The organism is Hwangdonia sp. (genome assembly GCF_048381975.1).
Classification (GTDB): domain Bacteria; phylum Bacteroidota; class Bacteroidia; order Flavobacteriales; family Flavobacteriaceae; genus Hwangdonia; species Hwangdonia seohaensis.
The window spans coordinates 58,123-78,848 of sequence record NZ_JBLWYT010000003.1; the positions used below are offsets into that span (position 1 = coordinate 58,123).

14 protein-coding genes and 1 pseudogene are annotated in these 20,726 nt (G+C 37.1%); 1 reads left to right on the plus strand and 14 read right to left on the minus strand.

Going from position 1 to position 20,726, the window contains the following annotated elements:
* Nucleotides 1-99: 99 nt before the first annotated feature.
* The 3 genes from ACN5J7_RS06520 to ACN5J7_RS06530 all read right to left on the minus strand — a co-directional run bounded on the left by ACN5J7_RS06520 (nucleotide 100) and on the right by ACN5J7_RS06530 (nucleotide 3,089).
* Nucleotides 100-1,026: an ABC transporter ATP-binding protein gene (locus ACN5J7_RS06520; protein ID WP_418603276.1), complete on the minus strand. Its 927-nt coding sequence runs from the start codon at nucleotides 1,024-1,026 to the stop codon at nucleotides 100-102.
* 347 nt (nucleotides 1,027-1,373) lie between these two features.
* Nucleotides 1,374-2,492, minus strand: coding sequence for a molecular chaperone DnaJ (gene dnaJ / locus ACN5J7_RS06525; protein ID WP_418603277.1), 1,119 nt, complete (start codon nucleotides 2,490-2,492; stop codon nucleotides 1,374-1,376).
* 51 nt (nucleotides 2,493-2,543) lie between these two features.
* Entirely contained in the window at nucleotides 2,544-3,089 is a 546-nt protein-coding gene (locus ACN5J7_RS06530) for a nucleotide exchange factor GrpE (RefSeq protein WP_311940447.1), read from the minus strand.
* A gap of 157 nt (nucleotides 3,090-3,246) precedes the next feature.
* Between ACN5J7_RS06530 and ACN5J7_RS06535 the strand changes: the two genes are divergently transcribed.
* Entirely contained in the window at nucleotides 3,247-3,903 is a 657-nt protein-coding gene (locus tag ACN5J7_RS06535) for a YceI family protein (protein WP_418603278.1), read from the plus strand.
* 136 nt (nucleotides 3,904-4,039) lie between these two features.
* Here ACN5J7_RS06535 and ACN5J7_RS06540 read toward each other — a convergent pair whose 3' ends face one another.
* The 11 genes and pseudogenes from ACN5J7_RS06540 to ACN5J7_RS06590 all read right to left on the minus strand — a co-directional run bounded on the left by ACN5J7_RS06540 (nucleotide 4,040) and on the right by ACN5J7_RS06590 (nucleotide 20,724).
* Nucleotides 4,040-5,638, minus strand: a complete 1,599-nt coding sequence (locus ACN5J7_RS06540; RefSeq protein ID WP_418603279.1) for a cellulase family glycosylhydrolase — start codon at nucleotides 5,636-5,638, stop codon at nucleotides 4,040-4,042.
* Between the two features lie 15 nt (nucleotides 5,639-5,653).
* Nucleotides 5,654-8,257, minus strand: a complete 2,604-nt coding sequence (locus ACN5J7_RS06545) for a beta-mannosidase (RefSeq protein WP_418603280.1) — start codon at nucleotides 8,255-8,257, stop codon at nucleotides 5,654-5,656.
* Nucleotides 8,258-8,420: 163 nt separating this feature from the next.
* Nucleotides 8,421-10,604: a right-handed parallel beta-helix repeat-containing protein gene (locus tag ACN5J7_RS06550; RefSeq protein ID WP_418603281.1), complete on the minus strand. Its 2,184-nt coding sequence runs from the start codon at nucleotides 10,602-10,604 to the stop codon at nucleotides 8,421-8,423.
* A gap of 32 nt (nucleotides 10,605-10,636) precedes the next feature.
* Nucleotides 10,637-11,503, minus strand: a complete 867-nt coding sequence (locus ACN5J7_RS06555; protein WP_418603282.1) for an alkaline phosphatase family protein — start codon at nucleotides 11,501-11,503, stop codon at nucleotides 10,637-10,639.
* A gap of 20 nt (nucleotides 11,504-11,523) precedes the next feature.
* The gene (locus tag ACN5J7_RS06560; RefSeq protein ID WP_418603283.1) at nucleotides 11,524-13,881 is read right to left on the minus strand and encodes a glycosyl hydrolase family 95 catalytic domain-containing protein; all 2,358 of its coding nucleotides are present in this window, start codon (nucleotides 13,879-13,881) and stop codon (nucleotides 11,524-11,526) included.
* A 25-nt stretch (nucleotides 13,882-13,906) separates the two neighbouring features.
* On the minus strand, nucleotides 13,907-14,539 hold the full coding sequence (locus ACN5J7_RS06565) for a right-handed parallel beta-helix repeat-containing protein (RefSeq protein ID WP_418603510.1): 633 nt from the start codon (nucleotides 14,537-14,539) through the stop codon (nucleotides 13,907-13,909).
* Nucleotides 14,540-15,798, minus strand: a pseudogene (locus tag ACN5J7_RS06570) (hypothetical protein); the annotation flags it as partial. It abuts the gene before it with no gap.
* Nucleotides 15,799-15,819: 21 nt separating this feature from the next.
* Nucleotides 15,820-16,890: an endonuclease/exonuclease/phosphatase family protein gene (locus ACN5J7_RS06575; RefSeq protein ID WP_418603284.1), complete on the minus strand. Its 1,071-nt coding sequence runs from the start codon at nucleotides 16,888-16,890 to the stop codon at nucleotides 15,820-15,822.
* Nucleotides 16,887-18,254: a xylulokinase gene (locus tag ACN5J7_RS06580; RefSeq protein WP_418603285.1), complete on the minus strand. Its 1,368-nt coding sequence runs from the start codon at nucleotides 18,252-18,254 to the stop codon at nucleotides 16,887-16,889. Before ACN5J7_RS06580 ends, ACN5J7_RS06575 begins: the two co-directional genes overlap by 4 nt.
* Before the next feature lie 141 nt (nucleotides 18,255-18,395).
* Complete coding sequence (locus tag ACN5J7_RS06585; protein WP_418603286.1) at nucleotides 18,396-19,238, minus strand: hypothetical protein; 843 nt, start codon at nucleotides 19,236-19,238, stop codon at nucleotides 18,396-18,398.
* 19 nt (nucleotides 19,239-19,257) lie between these two features.
* Nucleotides 19,258-20,724: a SusD/RagB family nutrient-binding outer membrane lipoprotein gene (locus ACN5J7_RS06590; RefSeq protein ID WP_418603287.1), complete on the minus strand. Its 1,467-nt coding sequence runs from the start codon at nucleotides 20,722-20,724 to the stop codon at nucleotides 19,258-19,260.
* Nucleotides 20,725-20,726: the final 2 nt, after the last annotated feature.

Below are 20,726 nucleotides of genomic sequence, written 5' to 3' on the forward strand. Positions count from 1 at the left end.
TTTTAATTCTAAAAATTCTGTATTTTAGATTCCCGTCTTCTCGGGAATGACAATTTTAACGGCAACTCTGAGACAAAATCCCAAAGCATTCTTTTTCGATTAATTATTCTGTACGGTTTGAATAAAAATATCGTTAACACTTGGGATTAATTCAACAAAATGGGACACTTCCCCTTTTGTGGTTAAATAGGATAAAAAATCGTTTGGCTTTTCGCCATTGTTAAGCTTAACATTCAGTTTCAGCTCATCATCCAAAGTTTTAAAATTAGCTTTTGAAACCCTGAATTTTTCGGATAATTCTTGTTGCAAACTGCTGTTGTCTGCGGTTTTAATACCAACCTCGTAGGTGTTGGTTTTGTATTGACGCTTAACATCAATCAATTTACCATCCAATATTTTATTTGACTGATGCAACAGTGCAATATCATCGCACAACTCCTCAACAGATTCCATACGGTGTGTTGAAAAAATAATGGTGGCACCATTTTCGCGTAAGCGCAAAATTTCGTCTTTAATTAAATTGGCGTTTATGGGGTCGAAGCCCGAAAAGGGTTCATCGAAAATCAACAGTTTCGGTTCGTGCAAAACGGTTACCACAAACTGTATTTTTTGCGCCATGCCTTTTGATAGTTCTTGGATTTTTTTATTCCACCAATCACCAATTTCCAAACGTTCAAACCAATATTTTAATCGGGTTTTAGCTTCGGCTTTACTCAAGCCTTTTAATTGTGCCAAATACAGAGCCTGCTCGCCTACTTTCATAGATTTGTACAAACCACGCTCTTCCGGCAAATAGCCTATATCCCTTATATGCTGTTGATTTAGCAATTCGCCATCTAAATGTACCGTACCGGTATCTGGCATGGTTATTTGGTTTATAATTCGGATGAGCGTTGTTTTTCCCGCGCCATTTGGCCCCAGCAAACCAAAAATACTGCCTTTGGGTACTTCAATGGAAACGTTGTTTAAAGCTTTAAAATCGCCAAAATTCTTAGAGACCGAATGAGCCACTAACAGATTATTCATTTAAAAATTTTTAGTGTTTAAAATAAGTGTGGTAAATATATTAAATGTTACAGAGTAACTTAGAGAAGATGGTTAAACTTTTTTAAATCGGGTGAAAAAAATGGATTATGAGATCCCGATATGCATCGGGATTAGTTCGGTTTACTATATTTTATTCATCGCTTTGCGATTTTAAAATACGGAACCTCACTAAAAACAAAACCCACCCTTAAAAAAAATTAAGGATGGGAAAAAAATTGCTATGAAAAAGAAAAATTATCACTAAAGTTAATTAGTGATAGTTCAAATATAAGTTTTTTTTTGCAATTAAAGCTAAAACTACAAGAGAACTTTATATTTTCCAATAACTAGGAAAACATATCTTTTACCTTTTCAAAAAATGATTTATCCGAACTTTCTGGTTTAGGTGAAAAATGCTCGTCATCTCTCATGCTTTCAAAAAATTCTTTTTGCTGTTTGTTTAATGTTTTAGGGGTCCAAACGTTTACATGTACCAAGAGATCACCTTTGCCGTAACCATTAATACTTGGGATACCTTTTCCGCGTAAGCGTAAAATTTTACCTGATTGCACACCAGCTTCAACCTTAATGCGCACTTTTCCGGTAACGGTATCAATTTCTTTTGAAGTGCCTAAAACGGCATCTGGATAACTCACATATAAATCGTAATGCAAGTTATCGCCTTCGCGTTGTAAAGTAGCGTGGTTTTCCTCTTCGATGGCCACCAATAAATCGCCAGAAATTCCATTTCCTGGTGCATCGTTTCCTTTTCCGGATACTTTAAGCTGCATGCCATCTACAACACCAGCGGGTATTTTTATTGATACGGTTTCTTCGGCAACCTTTAAGCCTTGTGCATCGGCATCGGCAGGTTTTTTATCCAAGGTTTGTCCTGCACCACCACAAACATTACACGGTGCAGAGGTTTGCATACGCCCTAAAATGGTATTTGTAATACGGGTAACTTGCCCGCTACCATTACAGGTAGAACAGGTTTTATAAGTGGTTCCCGGAGCTTGTACTTTACGTTTAACCTTTATTTTTTTCTCAACGCCGTTGGCAATTTCCTCAAGTGTTAGTTTTACACGAATACGAAGGTTGCTGCCTTTTACCCTACGCTGGCCACCGCCACCGCCAAAACCGGAAAATCCGCCGCCAAATCCACCGCCGAATATATCACCAAACTGACTGAATATATCTTCCATATTCATGCCGCCACCGTTAAATCCGCCACCGCCATTCTCGAAGGCCTGATGCCCAAATTGGTCGTAACGTGCTTTTTTATCAGCATTACTTAATACCTCGTAAGCTTCGGCTGCTTCTTTAAATTTTGCCTCGGCTCCTTTATCATCTGGATTTTTATCAGGGTGAAATTCTATCGCTTTTTTACGGTATGCCTTTTTAATTTCGGCAGTACTTGCGCTTTTGCTAACTCCTAATATTTCGTAATAGTCTCTTTTAGCCATATTCTTTTTAAATCTTTTCTTTAAGAAAAAACTTGTTTAAATTAATATTATTTATTGCCCAATTACAACTTTAGGAAAACGAATTATTTTTTCTCCCAGTTTATAGCCTTTCTCAACAACATCAATGATTTTTCCTTTTAAATCGTTGGTTGGTGCTGCTATTTGCGTAATGGCTTCATGATTGTCGGCATTAAAATCGTCACCTTTTTTAATCACCATAGCCTTTAGGCCTTTTTGCTCTAATGTGTTCACCAGTTTTTGGTATATTAACAATACGCCCTTGCGCAGTTCTTCAGCTTCTTTATCCTCCTCAATGTGCGTTAAAGCGCGCTCAAAATCATCAAGTATCGGCAATAAGCTTAGCATCACATCTTCGCTGGCTGTTGAAAACAAGTCAATACGCTCTTTAGAGGTTCTTCTTTTGTAGTTTTCAAATTCCGCGAATAAGCGCAAAAACTTATCTTTTTCTTGTTTTATTTCGTCTTGAAGTTTTTCTTCAACAGTTTGTTCTTCAATCGTTTCTTCTACATCAACAGTTTCGGTATGTACGTTTTCTGTTTGTTCGCTTTCTATATTTTTCTTATCTTTTTTCGACATTGTATTTAAAATTTATGTACATGCTAATTTGAGTTGGCAAAAGTACTGCCATTATTGTGAAAATGTCAAAATGTCATTAAAATATTTTAATATTTTTTTCACAAAAAAGAGCAATAATTTGATTAATTTCGCAAATTAACACTAAAATCGAAATAACATGAAAAAAAGTATTGCTGCAATATTTACTATCGCAACATTGGTTGTAAGTTTAAATAGTTGTAAAAACAAAGCCAAAGAGGCCGACACAAAAGAAGCCGAAGCCGTAGCAACAACCGAAGCTACAGCTGAAAAATATACGGCTAACGTTTCTGAATCTACAATTGAGTGGAAAGGATTTAAGCCAACAGGAACACACTTCGGAACTATAAGTATAGAAAACGGTGTGCTTAACCTAAAAGACGGACAAATTAACAGCGGAACGTTTTTAATCGATATGAACTCTATTGAAGTTTTGGATATGCCGAAAGATGATAAGAACCACGGAAAACTTACCGGACATCTAAAAAGTGATGATTTTTTTCATGTTGAAAAACACCCGAACGCCGCTTTTGAAATTACAGGTTTAAATGAAGTTGAAGGAAAAACAATGTTATCTGGAAACTTAACACTTAAAGACACCAAAAACAATGTTACATTTCCTGTAACGGTTACTAACACTGATGGTGCGGTAACTTTAACGAGTGAAACCTTTACCATTGATCGTTCTAAATGGAATGTAAAGTATGGTTCAAAATCGTTTTTTGACGATTTAGGCGATAAATTTATCAATGATGATATTGAATTAAAAATTACAGTTAAGGCTACAAAGTCTTAAACTAAAAATAGTTTTTATTTTAAAGCCATTTTGCAATTGCAAAATGGCTTTTTTATTTAGTAGCTTTTTTTGACTTTTTAGAAAAGCATAAATTCGTTTAACCCGTAATTGCAAACATTCGTCTGGTTACGCTACATCAATCAAACTGAATATTGATGGTTCGTTGTGAAGGGTTTACCAAAGGCGGAACGAGAAGCCATCCCGAATCACCATTAGGTATTGTTTTTATATCCAAATTTGGAATTTGCTCTTTTGATGTTTGCGATAATTTTGAAAGCTGGGGCACAAAAATTATTGTGGAATTTTGATTGTTTCCATCTTCTTCCCAATGCATTTCAAAGGATTTTTCATCGAAATTGTTTTTATAATTAAGTAATGTACCGTTAACGGCAACCGGATAAGATCGCACCAAAACCTCATTAAAATATCGCAAATTTCCAGTTCCGGGGTCATAGGACCAATACGCATTTCCAAAAAGGTGCTTTTCAATAAGCGAAATGGCATTTTTTGCCACAGGAATCACACTTTCCGAATTGCCGTAAAACGCGCCCCACTCACCAAGCCACACGGGCATTTTCAGTTGTTCACCCTTACTTTTTATTTGATCGTAAATATAAGCCACCCGCTCGTTAGAGGCGTTTGCCACGGCATCGGTATCGGTTACCAAATCATAACCATGTGGCGCATACGCCACCAAAGGATCGGGCTCGCCATCAGCCAAGGTTGTTCTTTCAATACTACTTGCAACACCTGTATTGCTATAGTAACTGTGCTCTAAAAACAGGATGTGTTTTGTATCGACTTCCCGTATTGCCGCACTTACCTTTTGATACATGTTCTGCAAGTGATTAACCTCAAACTGGCTATTAAGCTCAAACAATTGGCTAAACACAAAATGATAATTTTCCCTGTTCGATAGGATTTTTAAAGCTTCCATTCTACCTTTTTCATCGCTCCACATGTCCCCCAATTGCTTTTCGGTGAGTACTTCGCCCGTTAATTTATAGTGCAGTTGCCCATAGGCCGAAAGCAAAACCATGGTGGATTGCACTCCGGATGAACCCGGAAAAGGCTCATTCATAATATCGTAACCAATTACCGTGCTGTTATCGGCATACCGCTTGGCAATGTGCTGCCAAAGGGCGGCATAATGGTCTTGAATTCCAATACCGTCTAAGGCTGGTTTGTTTTGCCAAAAATTATCAAATGCCGTTTGAACGGCTTCACTTAGCATATAGGCATCGCTCCAAATGGCACCTTCCGTATGTGGTTTGCCTTCATCTAAAGTGGCCCATTCCGGAGCGCCATCGCTATATTTTACGCTGAAAAGATCTTGGTGCATGTCCAGCACCACAAAAATATTGTTTTGTTTTGCCCATTGGATCCGTTTATCAATTTCTTTTAGATAGGCTTCGTTGTAAACACCGGGTTCGGGCTCTAAGCCATCCCAAATTATGATGAACCGAATGCAATTAACACCCCATTTCTTTAAGTTTTCATACAACTCCGGACCGCTCTGAAAAATATACCCTTCTTCTTTATTCTTACTGACAATGTTTATTCCATTAAGAATAATTTCTCTTCCCTCTTCATCAACAAACTTATCGCCTTTAATGGTTATGGTTTCTGGTAATATGTTTTTGGGTGTCGCGTTTTCTTCACAAGACACAAATAAACCCATGGTTAAAATAGTTATAAACACATACCTGAAAAGCATGATTTTTTTCATCTTCATATTTAATTTATTTTTCTAATTGCTATAGGAATCGAACAGTGTTGTAATCTCCACGGCAGTTATATCTATCGATTGGTTTCCAATTTCTATTTCTTTTTTAGTATTTGGTATGAGGTCGAAATAATTATCCGACAACTTTAAAGACGTGCCACTTACCGTTATAAAGACATCTTTCACCAGTGTTTTCGAACTCAAAGTAAGATGTGTTTTTCCGTCTTTAGAAATACTGAAAGTTTTAATTATTTCCGGTTTTAAAAGTTTTAAATCTTTAGGTTCGGTAAAATAGGTGATGTTTTCCGACACTATTTTATTTTTAATTATAACTTCAGAAAGTACCACAACGTCTTGCTTTTCGTATTCATTTATCAATGAGGCCATTTCAGCGGTGTGATACATAGTACTGGTATTGGGCTGAATGTTAATATTATTTTTTGTTGAACTTATAATGTTTCCATTAAAATCCATTGCAGTTATTTTCAATACGGCTTTTTGGCTTTTTAACTTATCGGATACCACATAAAATTCCACTTTACTATCGGATATTTTTGGAGAAACGTGAATGGGTTCAAAAGCTTTTTTCGCCATATATTGTTGCGCTTTCCAATTTTTATAGTAATCCATACTCGACCAACTCGCTACCGGCCAACAATCGTTTAACTGCCAATATAAAGACCCCATACAGTATGGCATGCGCCTTCTGTGGACTTCAAGGGCTTCCTTTATGGCTTTAGCCTGTAACAGCTGACTTACATATAAAAAGGACTCAAAATCTTTTGGTGTTTTGTAATGGCTTTCCATATATTGCTTAATGCGTAAATTGCCAATACCACTACGCTGATGTGCTGCCATAACTTCCGATTCGATGTCCCAATCTGAAGGAATGGTATATTTTTTTACCGTTGAAAATTCAGGAAACGACTGAAATCCGTACTCGCTCATAAAACGCCCTACGTGGTTATTGAAATCGGAAAAAGGATGAAGCCCATGCCAAACGCCCCAATAATGAATGTCTCCGGAAGTTGTATTATAAGTCGCCACCTGTTCCGGACCTGCCGAAGGCGATGACTTCCAATAATCTATGGCTTCAGTTTCAGAAGAAACGACTTTTGGAAGAATATCGTGAAAAATGGTTTCGTAAGCGGCCCAAATCTTGTTTTGTTGTGCTCTTGGGTACGATTTTCGCCAACCACCCCAACCACGCGAATGGTCGTATTCAGACCAAGCCACTTCAATTTCATTATTACCACACCACAAAACAATGGACGGGTGATTTCTTAATCGCTGTACATTATCAATGGCTTCTTGTTTAATACTTTCCTGCAGTTCTGGCGTGTCGGGATACATGCTGCATGCAAACATAAAATCTTGCCAAACCATAATCCCTTTTTCATCACATAATTCATAAAACTCATCGTTTTCATAAATACCGCCGCCCCAAATGCGAAGCATATTCATATTGGCTTCAACTGCCGAATTTATAACGGTTTTGTAATCTTCTAAAGTTACCCTTGGCAAGAAAAGATCGTTAGGAATATAATTGGCGCCTTTACCAAAAACAGGAATGCCATTCACTTCAAAATAGAAACTTCGTCCGCTTTTATCGGCATCTTCTTTTTGAATTAGTTTAGCGGTTCTAACTCCGGTTTTGGTTTCTTTTGTATCAATTAAGGTGTTGTTTAAATAGAGTTCTTGCGTTACGGTATATAAATGTGCATCGCCCAAGCCCACTGGCCACCATAATTTTGGGTTTTTAACCTTGAAATTGGAATTTATTTCTTGTATGCCCTTTTCAAGTAAAGCGCTATTTTCAGCTACTTTTTTACCATCTAATTTTGTGATTAGTTTGTAATTACCACCGGTTGATATATTGATGGTTGCCGTTGCTGCTATTTGAGCGGTATTGTTTTTTATGTCTTGTGTTACGATATAACTATTATCTATTTGTGCGGTGTTCCACGCATTGATTTCAATGGGTCTCCATATCCCAGAAGTGACAAATCGTGGGCCCCAATCCCAACCGTAGTGATAGCCCGCTTTTCTGGTGTGCACACTCACTCTGTTTTCACCTAATCCTCCATTTTCAGATTGATCGTTATTGGCCGGTAGTGGCAACCCGAATTTTTCGTAAAGTTCCAATCCTTTGTTAATTGGGGATTGAAAAACAATATGCAATTCGTTTTCACCGCTTTTAAGCCATGGTTTAGCATCGATTTTCCAGGTTCTAAACATATTATCTGCCGATAGAATTTTTGAATCGTTTAAGTAAACATCGGCATAGGTATCCAAACCATTGAAGATGATTTCTATATTTTCTTTGCTTAACACGGATTGGTCTAGATTAAAAGTGGTTTTATACTCCCAATTCACCTTATCAATCCATTGCAAATCCTTTTCATTGGTGCGATAATAAGGGTCTTCAATAATTTTATTATGTAACAAATCGGTGTGAACCGTACCCGGAACAGTAGCCGAAAGCCATTCGCCAATATTGGTCTGTCTAAATTTCCAGTCAGAGTTTATTTCAACTTTACTTTGTGCATTGCTATTAAGATTAGTCATTACGATGGATATAAAAAATGTAATTAAAACGTTAATATGTTTTTTGGTTATTCTATTCATATTGTGTTATTGTCGTGTTAATATTACTCTATTTAATGTTGTTAAACTTTCAAAATAATTCTTAAAAAACTAGGCGCCTTAAAAGATTCTCCGTTAAACTTCGGATTGGTTGATATTGTGATTTTCATGTTATTCGATTCATAATTCATGCAACTCTTTTCATTCAGAGCTTGTGATAAAGTCCCATTTTTTCAAAAGGTATATTTTTAAAATCGGGAATTGTATCAAAAACTTTAGCATCCTTTTTAAATCCAAATTGCTGGTTTTTCATATCTACAAACCCAGGGTCCGCATCGGTTTCCCAATTGTTGGAGAAACTTGTTTTTTCAATTCTTTTATTAATGAGTTCTTTAGTATGAACAAACACATTGTTGTAAATAGCATTGGATGGGTCGGCAGGTGAATCCTCCCAATAATTTGCCAATTCGGGATACTTTTTAGCGTATATCCCTTGATTGTATTTAACAAGGTTTAAACGTTCTTCGAATAAACCGCCCTTGTCCAGCAATGCCTTGGACCAATGCTTTAACCTATCGCCAGTTTGAATGCCCCGATTGCAATCTATAAATACATTATTAAATATTTTATTATACTTTCCGCCGCCAATAATAATCGTAGAGTGGTTACCAGCTTTATAAAACACATTGCCGTAAGCTTGATTGCCACAAGAACCATCATCGTAATACAGGCAAAAAGTGGAATGTGCAGTTGGTGAAATACCGATGTGGTGAAAATAATTGTAACGGACAATATTGTTAAATTCGCTTGGGTCTCTACCTAAATAAAAGGCGCCTTGGTCGTCCCCATCCATCATTACATGATGCACTTCATTGTACTCTATAATATGATCGTTGCCATGTAAATATATGGCCGTACCCGGTGCATCACGGATTATACAATTTTGTATTTTATTCCCAACGCCGTCAATATTTATTCCCGATTTATAGGTTTTATCGAGCCTGTTAAAATTATAAATTTGGCAGTTTTTTACATAATTATTTCCAGGTTCGAGTGTTATGCGGTTCCCGCCTCCCAATATGATACCACCGGCACCCATATTGTAAATTTCACAATTTGTAATGCCATGATTTGAACCAGCATTTCTGTTGAAGGTAGGATTTTTGTACAAATGGGAATACAAACTACCTATGGCTCCTGAAATGGGTTTGCCCGTAAATTCATGCTGCATTTTTGTATCCGGCTCGACTCCCATGCCAATATTGACGGCTACCAAACCTAAATTTTTAAAAACGCTATTGGTTATCAAACAACCATTACCGCCTTCAATATAAACCCCCATGCCGCGTGAGCACTCAAATGTAATACCGTCGAAAATAATGTGTGAAGCATTAATTAATTGCACCAATGGTTGCTCTATTACCGAAAGTTGGATGGTAGTTAAAGGCTGTTCTTTTGGTGGATAAAAATAGACTTTCTCATTTTTTTTATCGATAAAATATTCCCCGGGCACATCTATTTCTTCCAATACATTTAAAGCTACCCAATTGTTCCATGGGTGTTTGTTTTCAAAACCATATAAGTGCGGTTGTAATGTAGTGAAGGTTTCGTTTTCCTGATTAATTTCTTTTAATTTAATGGCATCACCCGCATATCCATAATTAAATAATCCCGTTATGTAAACATCTTGGGCATTTAGCCACCTTTTAGGCCTTGAAGTATTCCATTTAAATACCGCCCCTTTATTGGCATAATCTCCATTTCTGGGAATAGATCCTTTAAAAAGTATTTCACCAATTGGAATGGCTTCTTCTCCCTTATTTGGCCATCGGGCAATATCGAGTGCTTTTCCGTTTATAAACAATTCGTTGGGAGCCGCAATATATGGTCGGTTAAATCCTCGAGGACCAAAATCTCCATATTGACCGATGTTAAGTTCTTTTAGGTCAATAACAACTACGTTTTGCGCTATGTGCGGTAGCAACCTTTTTATTATGGTATGGTCCTTTATGTCTTTTATTTGGGATAGTGGTATTTGAATACCGCCAGAAATAGAAACCTTTTCGTTTTCGTAAGCTTTATAAACCACAGGAGATTCTTTACTTCCGGAATCTTCTTTTTCTAAGATAAAAGAAGTCGATAAATTGTAAGTGCCCGCTCGTAAATAAACAGTGTTTATTTTACCATTAGATTTTCTGATGACATCTTTAGCCTTATCCAAAGTTTTAAAAGGGTTGTCTTTTGAACCCTTATTGGCATCATTCCCTTGTGGTGAAATAAATATAGAATAGGAGACAGTCGCACCATTTTTTCCCAAATTACAGGAAACAAAAGTTAATAAAAACAGGAGTCCAGTTAAAAATTGAAATATAGTTTTTATAAGCCTCATGTCTTTTTTATTAAACTTTTTAAATATAAGAATTACTGTTTCAACCCAGAAACGCTGCCGTCCAAATTCCATGCTTCCATTAAATCAATGTTTAAATGTTTAAGAGCCGTTACCGCCACATCAATGACATAAACCTGTTTTTTAATTTCCCCTTTCTCAACATCTTTACCCGAAGCTATATAAAATATGGTTGTGTGCTCCGGAATGGCCTTTCCGTGATTTGTGCCACTTCCACCATGATCGGTTGACACTAAAATAAGCCAGTTTTCGTTATCATAATTTTTTCGTTTTTGAAGTGCTTTGACTATTCTACCTATTTTTTTATCGGTTTTTTCAATAGACTCAATATATTTCGAATTGTCAATCGCATACCCATATTTATGACCCGCATGATCTACATTATCCAAATGGACAAACATCACATCAACATCTTCTTTTTTAAGTGTTTTTACGACACTTCTGGTAACCAATCCATCGGTTAGTTTATGTTTTACAACCGTGGCATCATTGTCTTGAAGAATTTTATGAACTGGTGACCAGTTGGCTATGGAATAGGTACGTAAATCCGGTTGCTGCTGTTTTGCCAAGTTAAAAAAATGAGGGTATTCTGCAATGTTCGGATTTAAATATTGGTTGCCCATTACTTTATGTTTATCCTTCCAAACCCCGGTAAGCATACCGGTCCAACAAACACCGCTCCAACTTAAGTCATCGGTTTTTGCTTTAAATGAATAGGCTCCGTTTTTCCACAAATTATCTAAATAAGGTGTTTTGGCAGCCAACAAAGCATCGGGTCGGCAACCGTCGATTCCTAAAATAAGCACTTTGTTTTGAGCTTTGATTTCGGTGAACGAAAATGCCATGGTTAACGATAATAAAAAGCAGTATTTAAATTTCATATTCTTTGTGGTTTATTGTTCTAGTTTCTATCTGAAAATCCGTAAACACCATCGGCATTTAATTGAAACGCTATGGTATTATTATTTACTTTAAGTTTAGATGATTGATTGGGCTTGCCCTTAATTGTAGCCATTGTAACGCGACCGTCTTTCCAGAGGATATCTACCTCAAAACCCCCACGGGCCTTTAATCCTTTTACCTTTCCATTTTGCCATGCATCGGGTAATGCGGGCAACAATTCGATAATTCCCGATTGCGACTGCAGCAACATTTCCACCATTCCTGCGGCACCGCCCATATTTCCATCGAGTTGAAATGGCGGGTGGGCACATAGTAAATTGGCATAAGTTCCACCGGCTGTGGACATTTCAACATTGGTGCTGGACACCGGCTTTAATAAGTTCCTCAGCATTTTATGCGCCCGATTGCCATCATTTAAACGCGCCCAAAAGTTAAGTTTCCAAGCTCGCGACCAACCCGTACCGCTATCACCTCGGGCATTTAAGGTTATTCTCGCTGCTTCGGCCAATTTGGGCGTGTGGGTGGTTGATATTTGATTTCCGGGATGCAGTGCAAATAAATGTGAAATGTGGCGGTGCTTATTGTTGGGGTCATCAACATCTTCGGCCCATTCCTGTAGTTGTCCCCAAGACCCAATTTGAGGCGGCAAAATAGCATCTCTGGTTTGTATTGCTTTTGTTGTGAATGCATCATCAATTTCTAAAACCTCAGCGGCTTTTATACAGTTGTTCAGTATGTCCCAAGCGATTTGATGATCCATTGAAGCACCCTTTGAAATGCCTCCATGCTCGGGTGAATACGATGGCATCGAAACCAATTTACCGTTTTCGTCCTTCGTAAGGTAATCGATCCAAAACCATGCGGCTTCTTTCATTACGGGGTAAGCCTGTTTTCTTAAAAACTCTTCGTCTTGTGTAAAATCATAATGATCCCAAAGGTGTTGGGAAAACCATGCAGCACCACCGGGAAAGAACCCCCAAGGAATGCCCCACCCTGGCGATGTGTAACCATAGGCATTGGTCATGGTATTTGTCATCCATCCTCGGGTATTGAAAAATTCTTTAGCTGTAAGTTTACCGGGTTCAACCAAACTTTCAATATAATCCAAAAATGGCACGTGGCATTCTGACAGATTGGTTAATTCTGCCGGCCAATAAATCATTTCTAAATTGATATTGCTATGATAATCGGCTGCCCATGGCGGATTGGTTGAGTTATTCCATTTACCTTGCAAGTGCATAGACATACTGTTTGGACGACTTGCCGAAATCATTAAATAACGTGCGTATTGAAAGTATAGACTTTCTAAACCGGCATCTTCCAAACCGTTAAAATAAGCCTGTAATCTTTCATTTGTGGGGACAGCAACCTGAGTACTTTTTCCCAAATTTAAACTAACACGATTGAATAAATTTGAATAATCACGAAGGTGTTCCCTTTTTAAATCATCAAAAGATTTACTTGCCAATTCTTGCAATACTTTTTCGTTATCAGCTTTATAAACGTTCCCTTTATAGGTTGGATAGGTTAAGGTATAAGCCGTAGATGATGCACTTAATAGCACAACATCTTTAGCGTCCTTTATATAAATGACGCCATCTTTATACGTTATTTTTCCGTCGGATAATTTTAAGGCTATTTTGGTTTCGAATGGCATTCCGTTATCGGCAACTTTCCCTTCAAAGGCATAAACCCCATCTTTAAAATTTTGAACGATTTTGGTATGCGGACTCTTAAAACGAATTTCGTAATCGGTTTTAACCGAGCTTTCAAAACGATAGACCATAACATTGCTGGGATAATTACCAAAAAACGTGCGACGGTAATTTTTATCATCAATACTATATTCAACCTTTCCCAAGGCTTTACCAATATCAAGGCTTCGTTTATAGCTTGAAACTTCTCCTGAATGGCCTACTTTTATATAAATATCACCCATGGTTTGTTGGGCGCCATAATCGCCAAAATCTGCATTGTAGTGTTTTCCTGTATTAATGATTCCTGTAAATTCGGACTTTGTAATTCTATCTGCCTCATCCGATTTTCCTTCTTTTAAAAGTTTTCTAACTTCTGGCAAAAAACTATGGGCATTTTTTCTGATGCCAATATTGTAATCCGGATTTGAATCGGGACCACCAGACCAAAGCGTTCCTTCAGAAAATTGAATATGTTCTTCCTGTATCCCTCCAAAAAACATGGCGCCCACGTAACCATTCCCTATGGGCAATGCCTCGGTCATCCAATTGCTCGCTGGCTCGTAATACCAAAGTTCTAACGAATTGTTTTCCTGAGCAAAGGAAGACACTGTTATTAAAATGAGATAGGTACTTATTGATAGTTTTATTAATTTTTTCATTTACCTGTTTAAAATTAGTTTGGTGCTACTTCGTATTTTTTATTGATATGTCACCATTCAACATATTTTTTATTTTTATTGAATCAAATGTTTGACTGTTTGATTTATTGAATTCTATGATAACCTCTTTACACTGTTGAAAGTAAAATGTAGGTTTATTGCCTTTTAGATGACTAAAAATGTCTGAGGACACAATTTGGTTATTTTTGAATACCAATCCTTTTGTGCTTTTTGCCTTTAGAATAGGAGTATCAAACACCTTAAACAGGTTGTTTTTCACAACTATATTTTCATGAACAAAATAGTTGGGAACTTCTTCATGATTTTCTGGCCAAATATTAATAATATAATTGTTTGGAGCCTGATTATAACCACATTCTATAAATTGATTTCCCTTAATGGTAACATCTCTTACAACACCCGATTCGTACCAACTAGAAGCATCATTCGCTATTAAAATGGCATGCATTCCCGTTCTGTAAAAAACATTATCCTCTATGATGCTTTTTCTTCTTGTCGTCAATAATACGCCTCGCGTGTTTGTTCCTGAAAAATAATTATTTTTAATTAATACTGATGGTGTCCATGTTATATTTTCAACCACATCGCCAATTTTAAAATCTTTAGGCAAATCATTATCCAAGGTTATTTGCACCATTCGGTCACTTATTTTTGATACCGTCTTTACAATTCCGTTACCGTATTTTGTAAACTTTTAGGTTTTATAAAACTTAAAGTATCGCCCTTAAAAAAAGCATCAAAACCATAAGTTTGATGATGCATAAACTTTAAATTAATTTTATTGTTAGCTACTTTTTCAATAACTTTTAAATGAGTTCCATGAATATTTACAGCATCGTCATGGGCACCGGAAGTCGTACAGTTTTTAATCGTAATCTGCCCTTTACAACCCGAAAAATGAAAACTATCAGCAAACGCCGCAATAATCCTACCTGTTTCTTTTCGAGGCTGAACCTTAACGCCATCATATGTAATATTTTCTGAAAACTGGCTTACAATCCCCATGCCATGCATATAATGCATATTGACATTTTTTAATCCAATATTCTTGCTATATCCAATAAAACCACCCACTTGATCCCTAATCGGGTCACGTACAGTTAGTACCTGTCCCTGTTTGTAATTGGTTTTAGAAAAATCGCCGCCAAAAACCACTTTATCTGGAGCGACTTGTTTTGCTTGGCTTTTTAATAGAGGACCAAAATCGCTATAATACCAAGCGGAAAGCTCTGGATCTACGGCAATGGTGTGGTGGTTTTTAAGCTTCCAATTATCACCGTAAAATTCAATATGACCATTATTTGTAATTAAAAAGGTAGAGCCCGGATTGACACTTGCTGTAATGCTATTACTCGATACCGATTCGAGTTTCAGCTCAGACATGGTAGCCCGCTTATAGTCAAAACTGATGTTTTGCATTTTTACGCCGTTACAATTCACAAAAGCAAAATTGGTCATCTTCTCATGGATTATAAAAAGTGCCCCATTGCCCTCAATAGTGATATTCTCAAAACCTTCCAATAACAACGCTATGGTTTTTGTTTTGGAAGGACATTCAATTTCACTTGAAGTGTTCGATATAAAATAGTCGCGTTTTGGTGAATGCTCTGGCCAAACGTCGTATCTGCCCTCCTGAAATTCGATGGTTACGTTAGAAAATCTTGAAGCCTCTTTAATCAAATCATTAAGAAACGGTGCCATATCCCTTGAGGTGTTTGGAATAACCCCAAATTTTTCTGCCTTAATAATTGTTCTCTGTATTTTGAGTGCAGGCATTTTTTGTTCAATTGTCGATGTTTTTGCACTTGCCGATACTGCAATTAAAAATAAGTATATAATAAGAAAGTGGCTTTTCATATTTCGTTTTTTAAACCCATTCGCATTCAACATTATCATTTATTTTTAATTTTTTGGTCTTTATTCAAACATTAAGGTAACCATGACCGCTTTATGGTCTGAGGGCCATTCCAAAGTATCTGCAACAAAATTTTCTTCGGACGTGTACGTTGATACCAATTCATTATAGGCATAGGATGCTTTTGGCCCCACCATAGCTGCCGATGTGGTTTTTATATTATGGCCCTTATAGAAAATAAAATCAATTCTGTCGCGTTCATCCGAAAGTGGTGTCCAACTTGTTGAATCTTTGCCGTGTACTAATGATGGCCAAGTGATTCCCGGATGTGTAAGTTCGTTTGGGTGAAAATTTCTATAAGCATCGATAAATCCTTTTAGAAAAAGTGTATAAGTACTTGGCCAGTTAATAACCACACCATTATGGTCAAAACGATTTGCGGCTTTTTCGGTCCAATCTAAATGTGACGGTTCGTTGAAATCGCCCATTAAAATGACAGGATTTGTTTCGCTTTTTACTGAATTTAAGAATGCCGCGATTTGTTCGTCCCGTGTCGATTTTTTGTTATAAGCTAAAATTTCATCAACATTGGTAACTGGTGATTTGTTGCCATTTTCATCTTTAATAAGATTCCAATTTGGAGTACCGCCATAGTATCCGCGAGGTAAATAACAGGCGTAACCCGTATAATCTAAATGCGCTGCTGCCACTACAATGGTTCCGGAATTTAGTTTTATATCGTACTTTACCACAGAGCCTTCACCATTATAAACAACTTTGGATGCCGTAATGGGGTATTTACTTATTAACGACACATCGCCACCGGCAAACTTGCCAAAATAATCAACGCCTTTATCTTTTAGTTTTTTTAAAATTTTTGCCGTCCAGTCTTCGTCATTGTAATTTCTAACTTCGGTAAAGCTTACAATATCTGGGTCGGTGGCCAAAATAATGTCTCTTATTTTATCCAATCCATTGGCTACCATGGTACCTTCTTGCCAAATATTAAAGGTCATTACTTTAAGCACTGCAGGTTTTGGTATTGTATCTTCTTTTTCCTTCTTTTCATTTTGCGTGTTATGGCAAGATGAACAAACAAGAACAGTAAATAATAATAGTATATATCGACTCATAAATGATTTTTTAAAATAATTTCCAATTCGTTTTTCCAATGTTGGTAGGCTTCTATATAAGGTTCTCTGTTTTTTAACAACTCAAAGGTTTGGGCATGATCATTTTTATAAATGATGTCTTGGTATTGTTTAAAATCACCAAGGTGCAAACAACAAGCTCGAGCAGCATTAACTGCCAAATCGGTGTTATAAGTTTCAATTTTCAACTCGACTAACGAAGTTAAGGTATTTACAAATACCTCAGATTGAATTAACATATCGTTTACCGCGTTAATGGTATGGACTTCAATTCCGTTGGTTTTTAAATTTTCCATGGCATAAACCATAGCAAATGCAATCCCTTCTAAAGTTGCTCGAAATACGTGTCCTTTTGAATGATTTTTTAAATTTACGCCTTTAATAATGGTGCCAATATTTGCATTTTTCAACATGCATTCAGCACCATTTCCAAAAGGAAAAACGGTAACGCCTTCTGCCCCAATTGGAATTTCGGAGGCTTTGCGATCCATGATGTCATAAGAGCTTTCCTTAAATTGTTTTTTTAACCACTCGTACTGCAAACAACCGCCTTTGAAAACTACCGATTTCCCGATTGGTACATTATAGCCAATACTTATATTTTGATTCGGGTTAGACGAATTGGTTAAGGCATAAATTCGTGTTGGCGATTGTGTTGATATGGCTACTTCGCCGGGGTTAAAAATATTTGTGGCCAGTGCCGTACTCGCTTGATGTGCTGCCCTGAACAGTATGGGCGTTCCAACCGGTATGCCTGTGTCTTGGGAAGCATCCGGGGTAACTAGCCCTTGGTTTCTAAAATTTTCGACTATTGTGGGTATCATGCTTTTTTTAATCTGATAACGGTGCAAGGCATCTTCATCCAACGCATCGGTTTCACAATGCCATAAACCCAGTTCTGAAAGTCCGTCTTTTGTGGTAGAAATAGTATGGGTTAATTTAAACGTTATAAAATCTCCAAGCAAAATAAATTTATCAATTTGATTATATTTATTTCGGTCATTTTCCGATAACCACTTCAAATCCGAAACCGATAAATTTTTAAAAGTTACCGTTTCTTTTGTTTGTTGAGGGTCTGCATTTATAAGAGCCAGTTCTTGCATTTGATAGGAAATTCCAATCCCTGAAATCTTTTTCGCATCAATTTTTGAATCGGTTATCAAATTCTTAATTGCCGAACAAACCAAGAGCCAAAAACTTTCATAATCAGAACCAGTCCCTTCACTTTGAAATGATTTTATTTCATTTATAGGCACTTGAAACGTATTTACTTTTTCGCCTGAATGCCCGTTGGTTAATGCAACTTTTATTGTTGAATTTCCGACGTCCAGACCTAAGTAATACATTTTTTTATTTCTTTAAACTGATTGAAATATGAATTCATTTCTACTTTATGAGTGTTGTGCAATGGGCAAACAAAAAAGGGGAAGAAGAAAAACTAACAATCTTCTTCCCCAAAACATAACACTATTTAAAAAACTCAATTCTTATGGAAGCTTAAATTTATTGGTGATGGTGTACCAATACACCCAGTCACCTCCTGACTCATAAACCACATCGTATTCTACGCTAACTGTTCCTGAACACACATCGTAAGTACCTTCTCCAACTTGACTAAAGGCATAAACATAACCATCGTTATCGGTTCCGGCAACTTGTTGATCGAAGGTTGCGCTCCCCTTTGTAGCACCTTGGGCTACTGGGGTTAAGGTAATATCCACTTTTGCATTAGGGAAAGGGCCATAGGCAATTAAATCGCCCTGAAAGGTCACGACGTCTCCATTAACACTTCCCACGACTGGGAAGGTGCCCCACGGCGTTTCGTTTTGCACATTTGTAGTATTAAAAACATCGGTGGTTGAGCTACACTCATCGTCGGCGATGTTCACTCTTATAAATGCTTTTGTTGGACTGTCCAATCCCAACCCGATATTAAGGTTAGGGTTGCTGGTACTTTCTATATAGATATCGATACTTCTATCCTCCAAACTACCGGTTACATTGTCGATAGTGCTTATAAACAAAGGCTCAGAAGTATAATTCCCTTTTTCTATCAACAAGGTTCTGGTAGACAAGGTATAATCCACACCCTCAGTCGCATTGTTTTCTACAACTGAAAGATTAATGGTAATATCTTCTTTGGGTTCATAACCCAATAAATCAATAACAATGGGTTCTGGTGATGTGCTGGCATCAAATTCGTTTATTGTTACCGATTCGGCTTGAAACGCAATAAACTCATATACGGGATCTGTAATACTATCGTCGCTGCTACAAGAAACAACTGCAACCAGAGATAGTAATAAGATGAATGATTTAATATTTTTCATTGTTTAGGTATTTGTTTTTTTATTCATTTTTAAGTAACCACATGTCACCGTTTACAGTGTCTCCATTTGGATATTGACTGCTAATGGCGGCTTCAAGGTTTTCTCTGTTTGACTGAATTTCGCTTTCTGGATACATCCATCGTTTTGGAATCATGCCGTCATTTAGAATGCCCGGTCCATCGGTAGAAAATTCTGGAAATCCGGTTCTTCTTTGGTTGTAAAATGCTTCCCAACCTGAGTTCATAAAAAATGATAAATATTTCTGTGTTATTATCATTTCAATGCCTTGCGACGCATTGTAAACTATTTGCGGGTTTGATAAGTACGTATTAATGGCAGCGCCGTCTATATTATAAAATTCCATTGAAGCACGAATACCATTTTGGTAATGCTCACTCGCATCTCCGCTGGTCCATCCTCTGGCTGCTGCTTCTGCTAATATAAACTGCACCTCGGCATAACCTATGGCAATACTTGGCTCGTTTACGGGGTCGTTATAATATCTTTCTGCTATCAATGAACCTTCGCCTTGAGATACTCTAGCAGAATTTGCCGAGGCCAAATCGCTTCCGGGTAAACCGCCATAAGCATTAAAATCATCTTCGGGGAGATTTGCACCATTTTCTTCGCGTTGAGCAAAGGCAAACAGCCTTGGATCTTCTCTGTCTTTAAGATGATTTATAAACGATTCGTCCATGTAATAATTCGTTTTAATTTGATTGGAATTAAAATATGGGTATTCGTTACCGTCTAAATCATAGTAAGGCAATGCAGTATTATCATCGTTTGATGTAAATATGGGATATTGACTCGGGTTATTCACAATGGCATTAAATCTGTTAACTACACCTACGTTAGAATTGCCTTCTTTTTTAGACAATGTAATCAGTATTCGTAAGCTCAATGCGTTTATCGCTTTGCGCCATTTTGATAAATCACCGTCGTAAATAAGGTCGCCGCTAATCGTGCCGGTTTCAGTAGCTAACATAGAATTTGCTTCGTCCAATTCATCAAGAATACCAATATAAATATCTTCCTGCTTATCGTATTTTGCTGTAAAAATGGGTTCATCGGTACTTCCTTTAAGCGCCTCACTGTACGGAACATCGCCAAAGGTTCGGGTGAGGTCCATAATAAAATAAGACCTGAAAAATTTACCCAAGGCCGCGTAAGCTGTTTTACCAGCCAATGTAGCTTCCTCTTCCATTTTCAAAACTTGTCTTAAATTGTTGTACGTGCCAAATCCACTACGCTGCCAACCATATAATTGATACGTGTTATTGTGCTCTACATTTACCATTTGCCTACTTGCAAAGGCGGCATCTGTTGATACAATATTGAATGCACTGATTTGAATTCCTGTTAAAAGCAAACTAGGGTCGCCTTTTGTGGTTCTATTGGGATCGATTTGAAAATCGTCAAAATTCGTACAGCTTCCCAATGTAAAAAGTAATATTAAGCTGTATAAGAGTTTTATATTTTTCATCT

What these genes read in the sequence shown, in the direction of transcription:
- ACN5J7_RS06520 (WP_418603276.1), bottom strand. Translation starts at nt 1,026, where the DNA reads ATGAATAATCTGTTAGTGGCTCATTCGGTCTCTAAGAATTTTGGCGAT.
- dnaJ (WP_418603277.1), bottom strand. Translation starts at nt 2,492, where the DNA reads ATGGCTAAAAGAGACTATTACGAAATATTAGGAGTTAGCAAAAGCGCA.
- ACN5J7_RS06530 (WP_311940447.1), bottom strand. Translation starts at nt 3,089, where the DNA reads ATGTCGAAAAAAGATAAGAAAAATATAGAAAGCGAACAAACAGAAAAC.
- ACN5J7_RS06535 (WP_418603278.1), top strand. Translation starts at nt 3,247, where the DNA reads ATGAAAAAAAGTATTGCTGCAATATTTACTATCGCAACATTGGTTGTA.
- ACN5J7_RS06540 (WP_418603279.1), bottom strand. Translation starts at nt 5,638, where the DNA reads ATGAAGATGAAAAAAATCATGCTTTTCAGGTATGTGTTTATAACTATT.
- ACN5J7_RS06545 (WP_418603280.1), bottom strand. Translation starts at nt 8,257, where the DNA reads ATGAATAGAATAACCAAAAAACATATTAACGTTTTAATTACATTTTTT.
- ACN5J7_RS06550 (WP_418603281.1), bottom strand. Translation starts at nt 10,604, where the DNA reads ATGAGGCTTATAAAAACTATATTTCAATTTTTAACTGGACTCCTGTTT.
- ACN5J7_RS06555 (WP_418603282.1), bottom strand. Translation starts at nt 11,503, where the DNA reads ATGAAATTTAAATACTGCTTTTTATTATCGTTAACCATGGCATTTTCG.
- ACN5J7_RS06560 (WP_418603283.1), bottom strand. Translation starts at nt 13,881, where the DNA reads ATGAAAAAATTAATAAAACTATCAATAAGTACCTATCTCATTTTAATA.
- ACN5J7_RS06565 (WP_418603510.1), bottom strand. Translation starts at nt 14,539, where the DNA reads ATGGTGCAAATAACCTTGGATAATGATTTGCCTAAAGATTTTAAAATT.
- ACN5J7_RS06575 (WP_418603284.1), bottom strand. Translation starts at nt 16,890, where the DNA reads ATGAGTCGATATATACTATTATTATTTACTGTTCTTGTTTGTTCATCT.
- ACN5J7_RS06580 (WP_418603285.1), bottom strand. Translation starts at nt 18,254, where the DNA reads ATGTATTACTTAGGTCTGGACGTCGGAAATTCAACAATAAAAGTTGCA.
- ACN5J7_RS06585 (WP_418603286.1), bottom strand. Translation starts at nt 19,238, where the DNA reads ATGAAAAATATTAAATCATTCATCTTATTACTATCTCTGGTTGCAGTT.
- ACN5J7_RS06590 (WP_418603287.1), bottom strand. Translation starts at nt 20,724, where the DNA reads ATGAAAAATATAAAACTCTTATACAGCTTAATATTACTTTTTACATTG.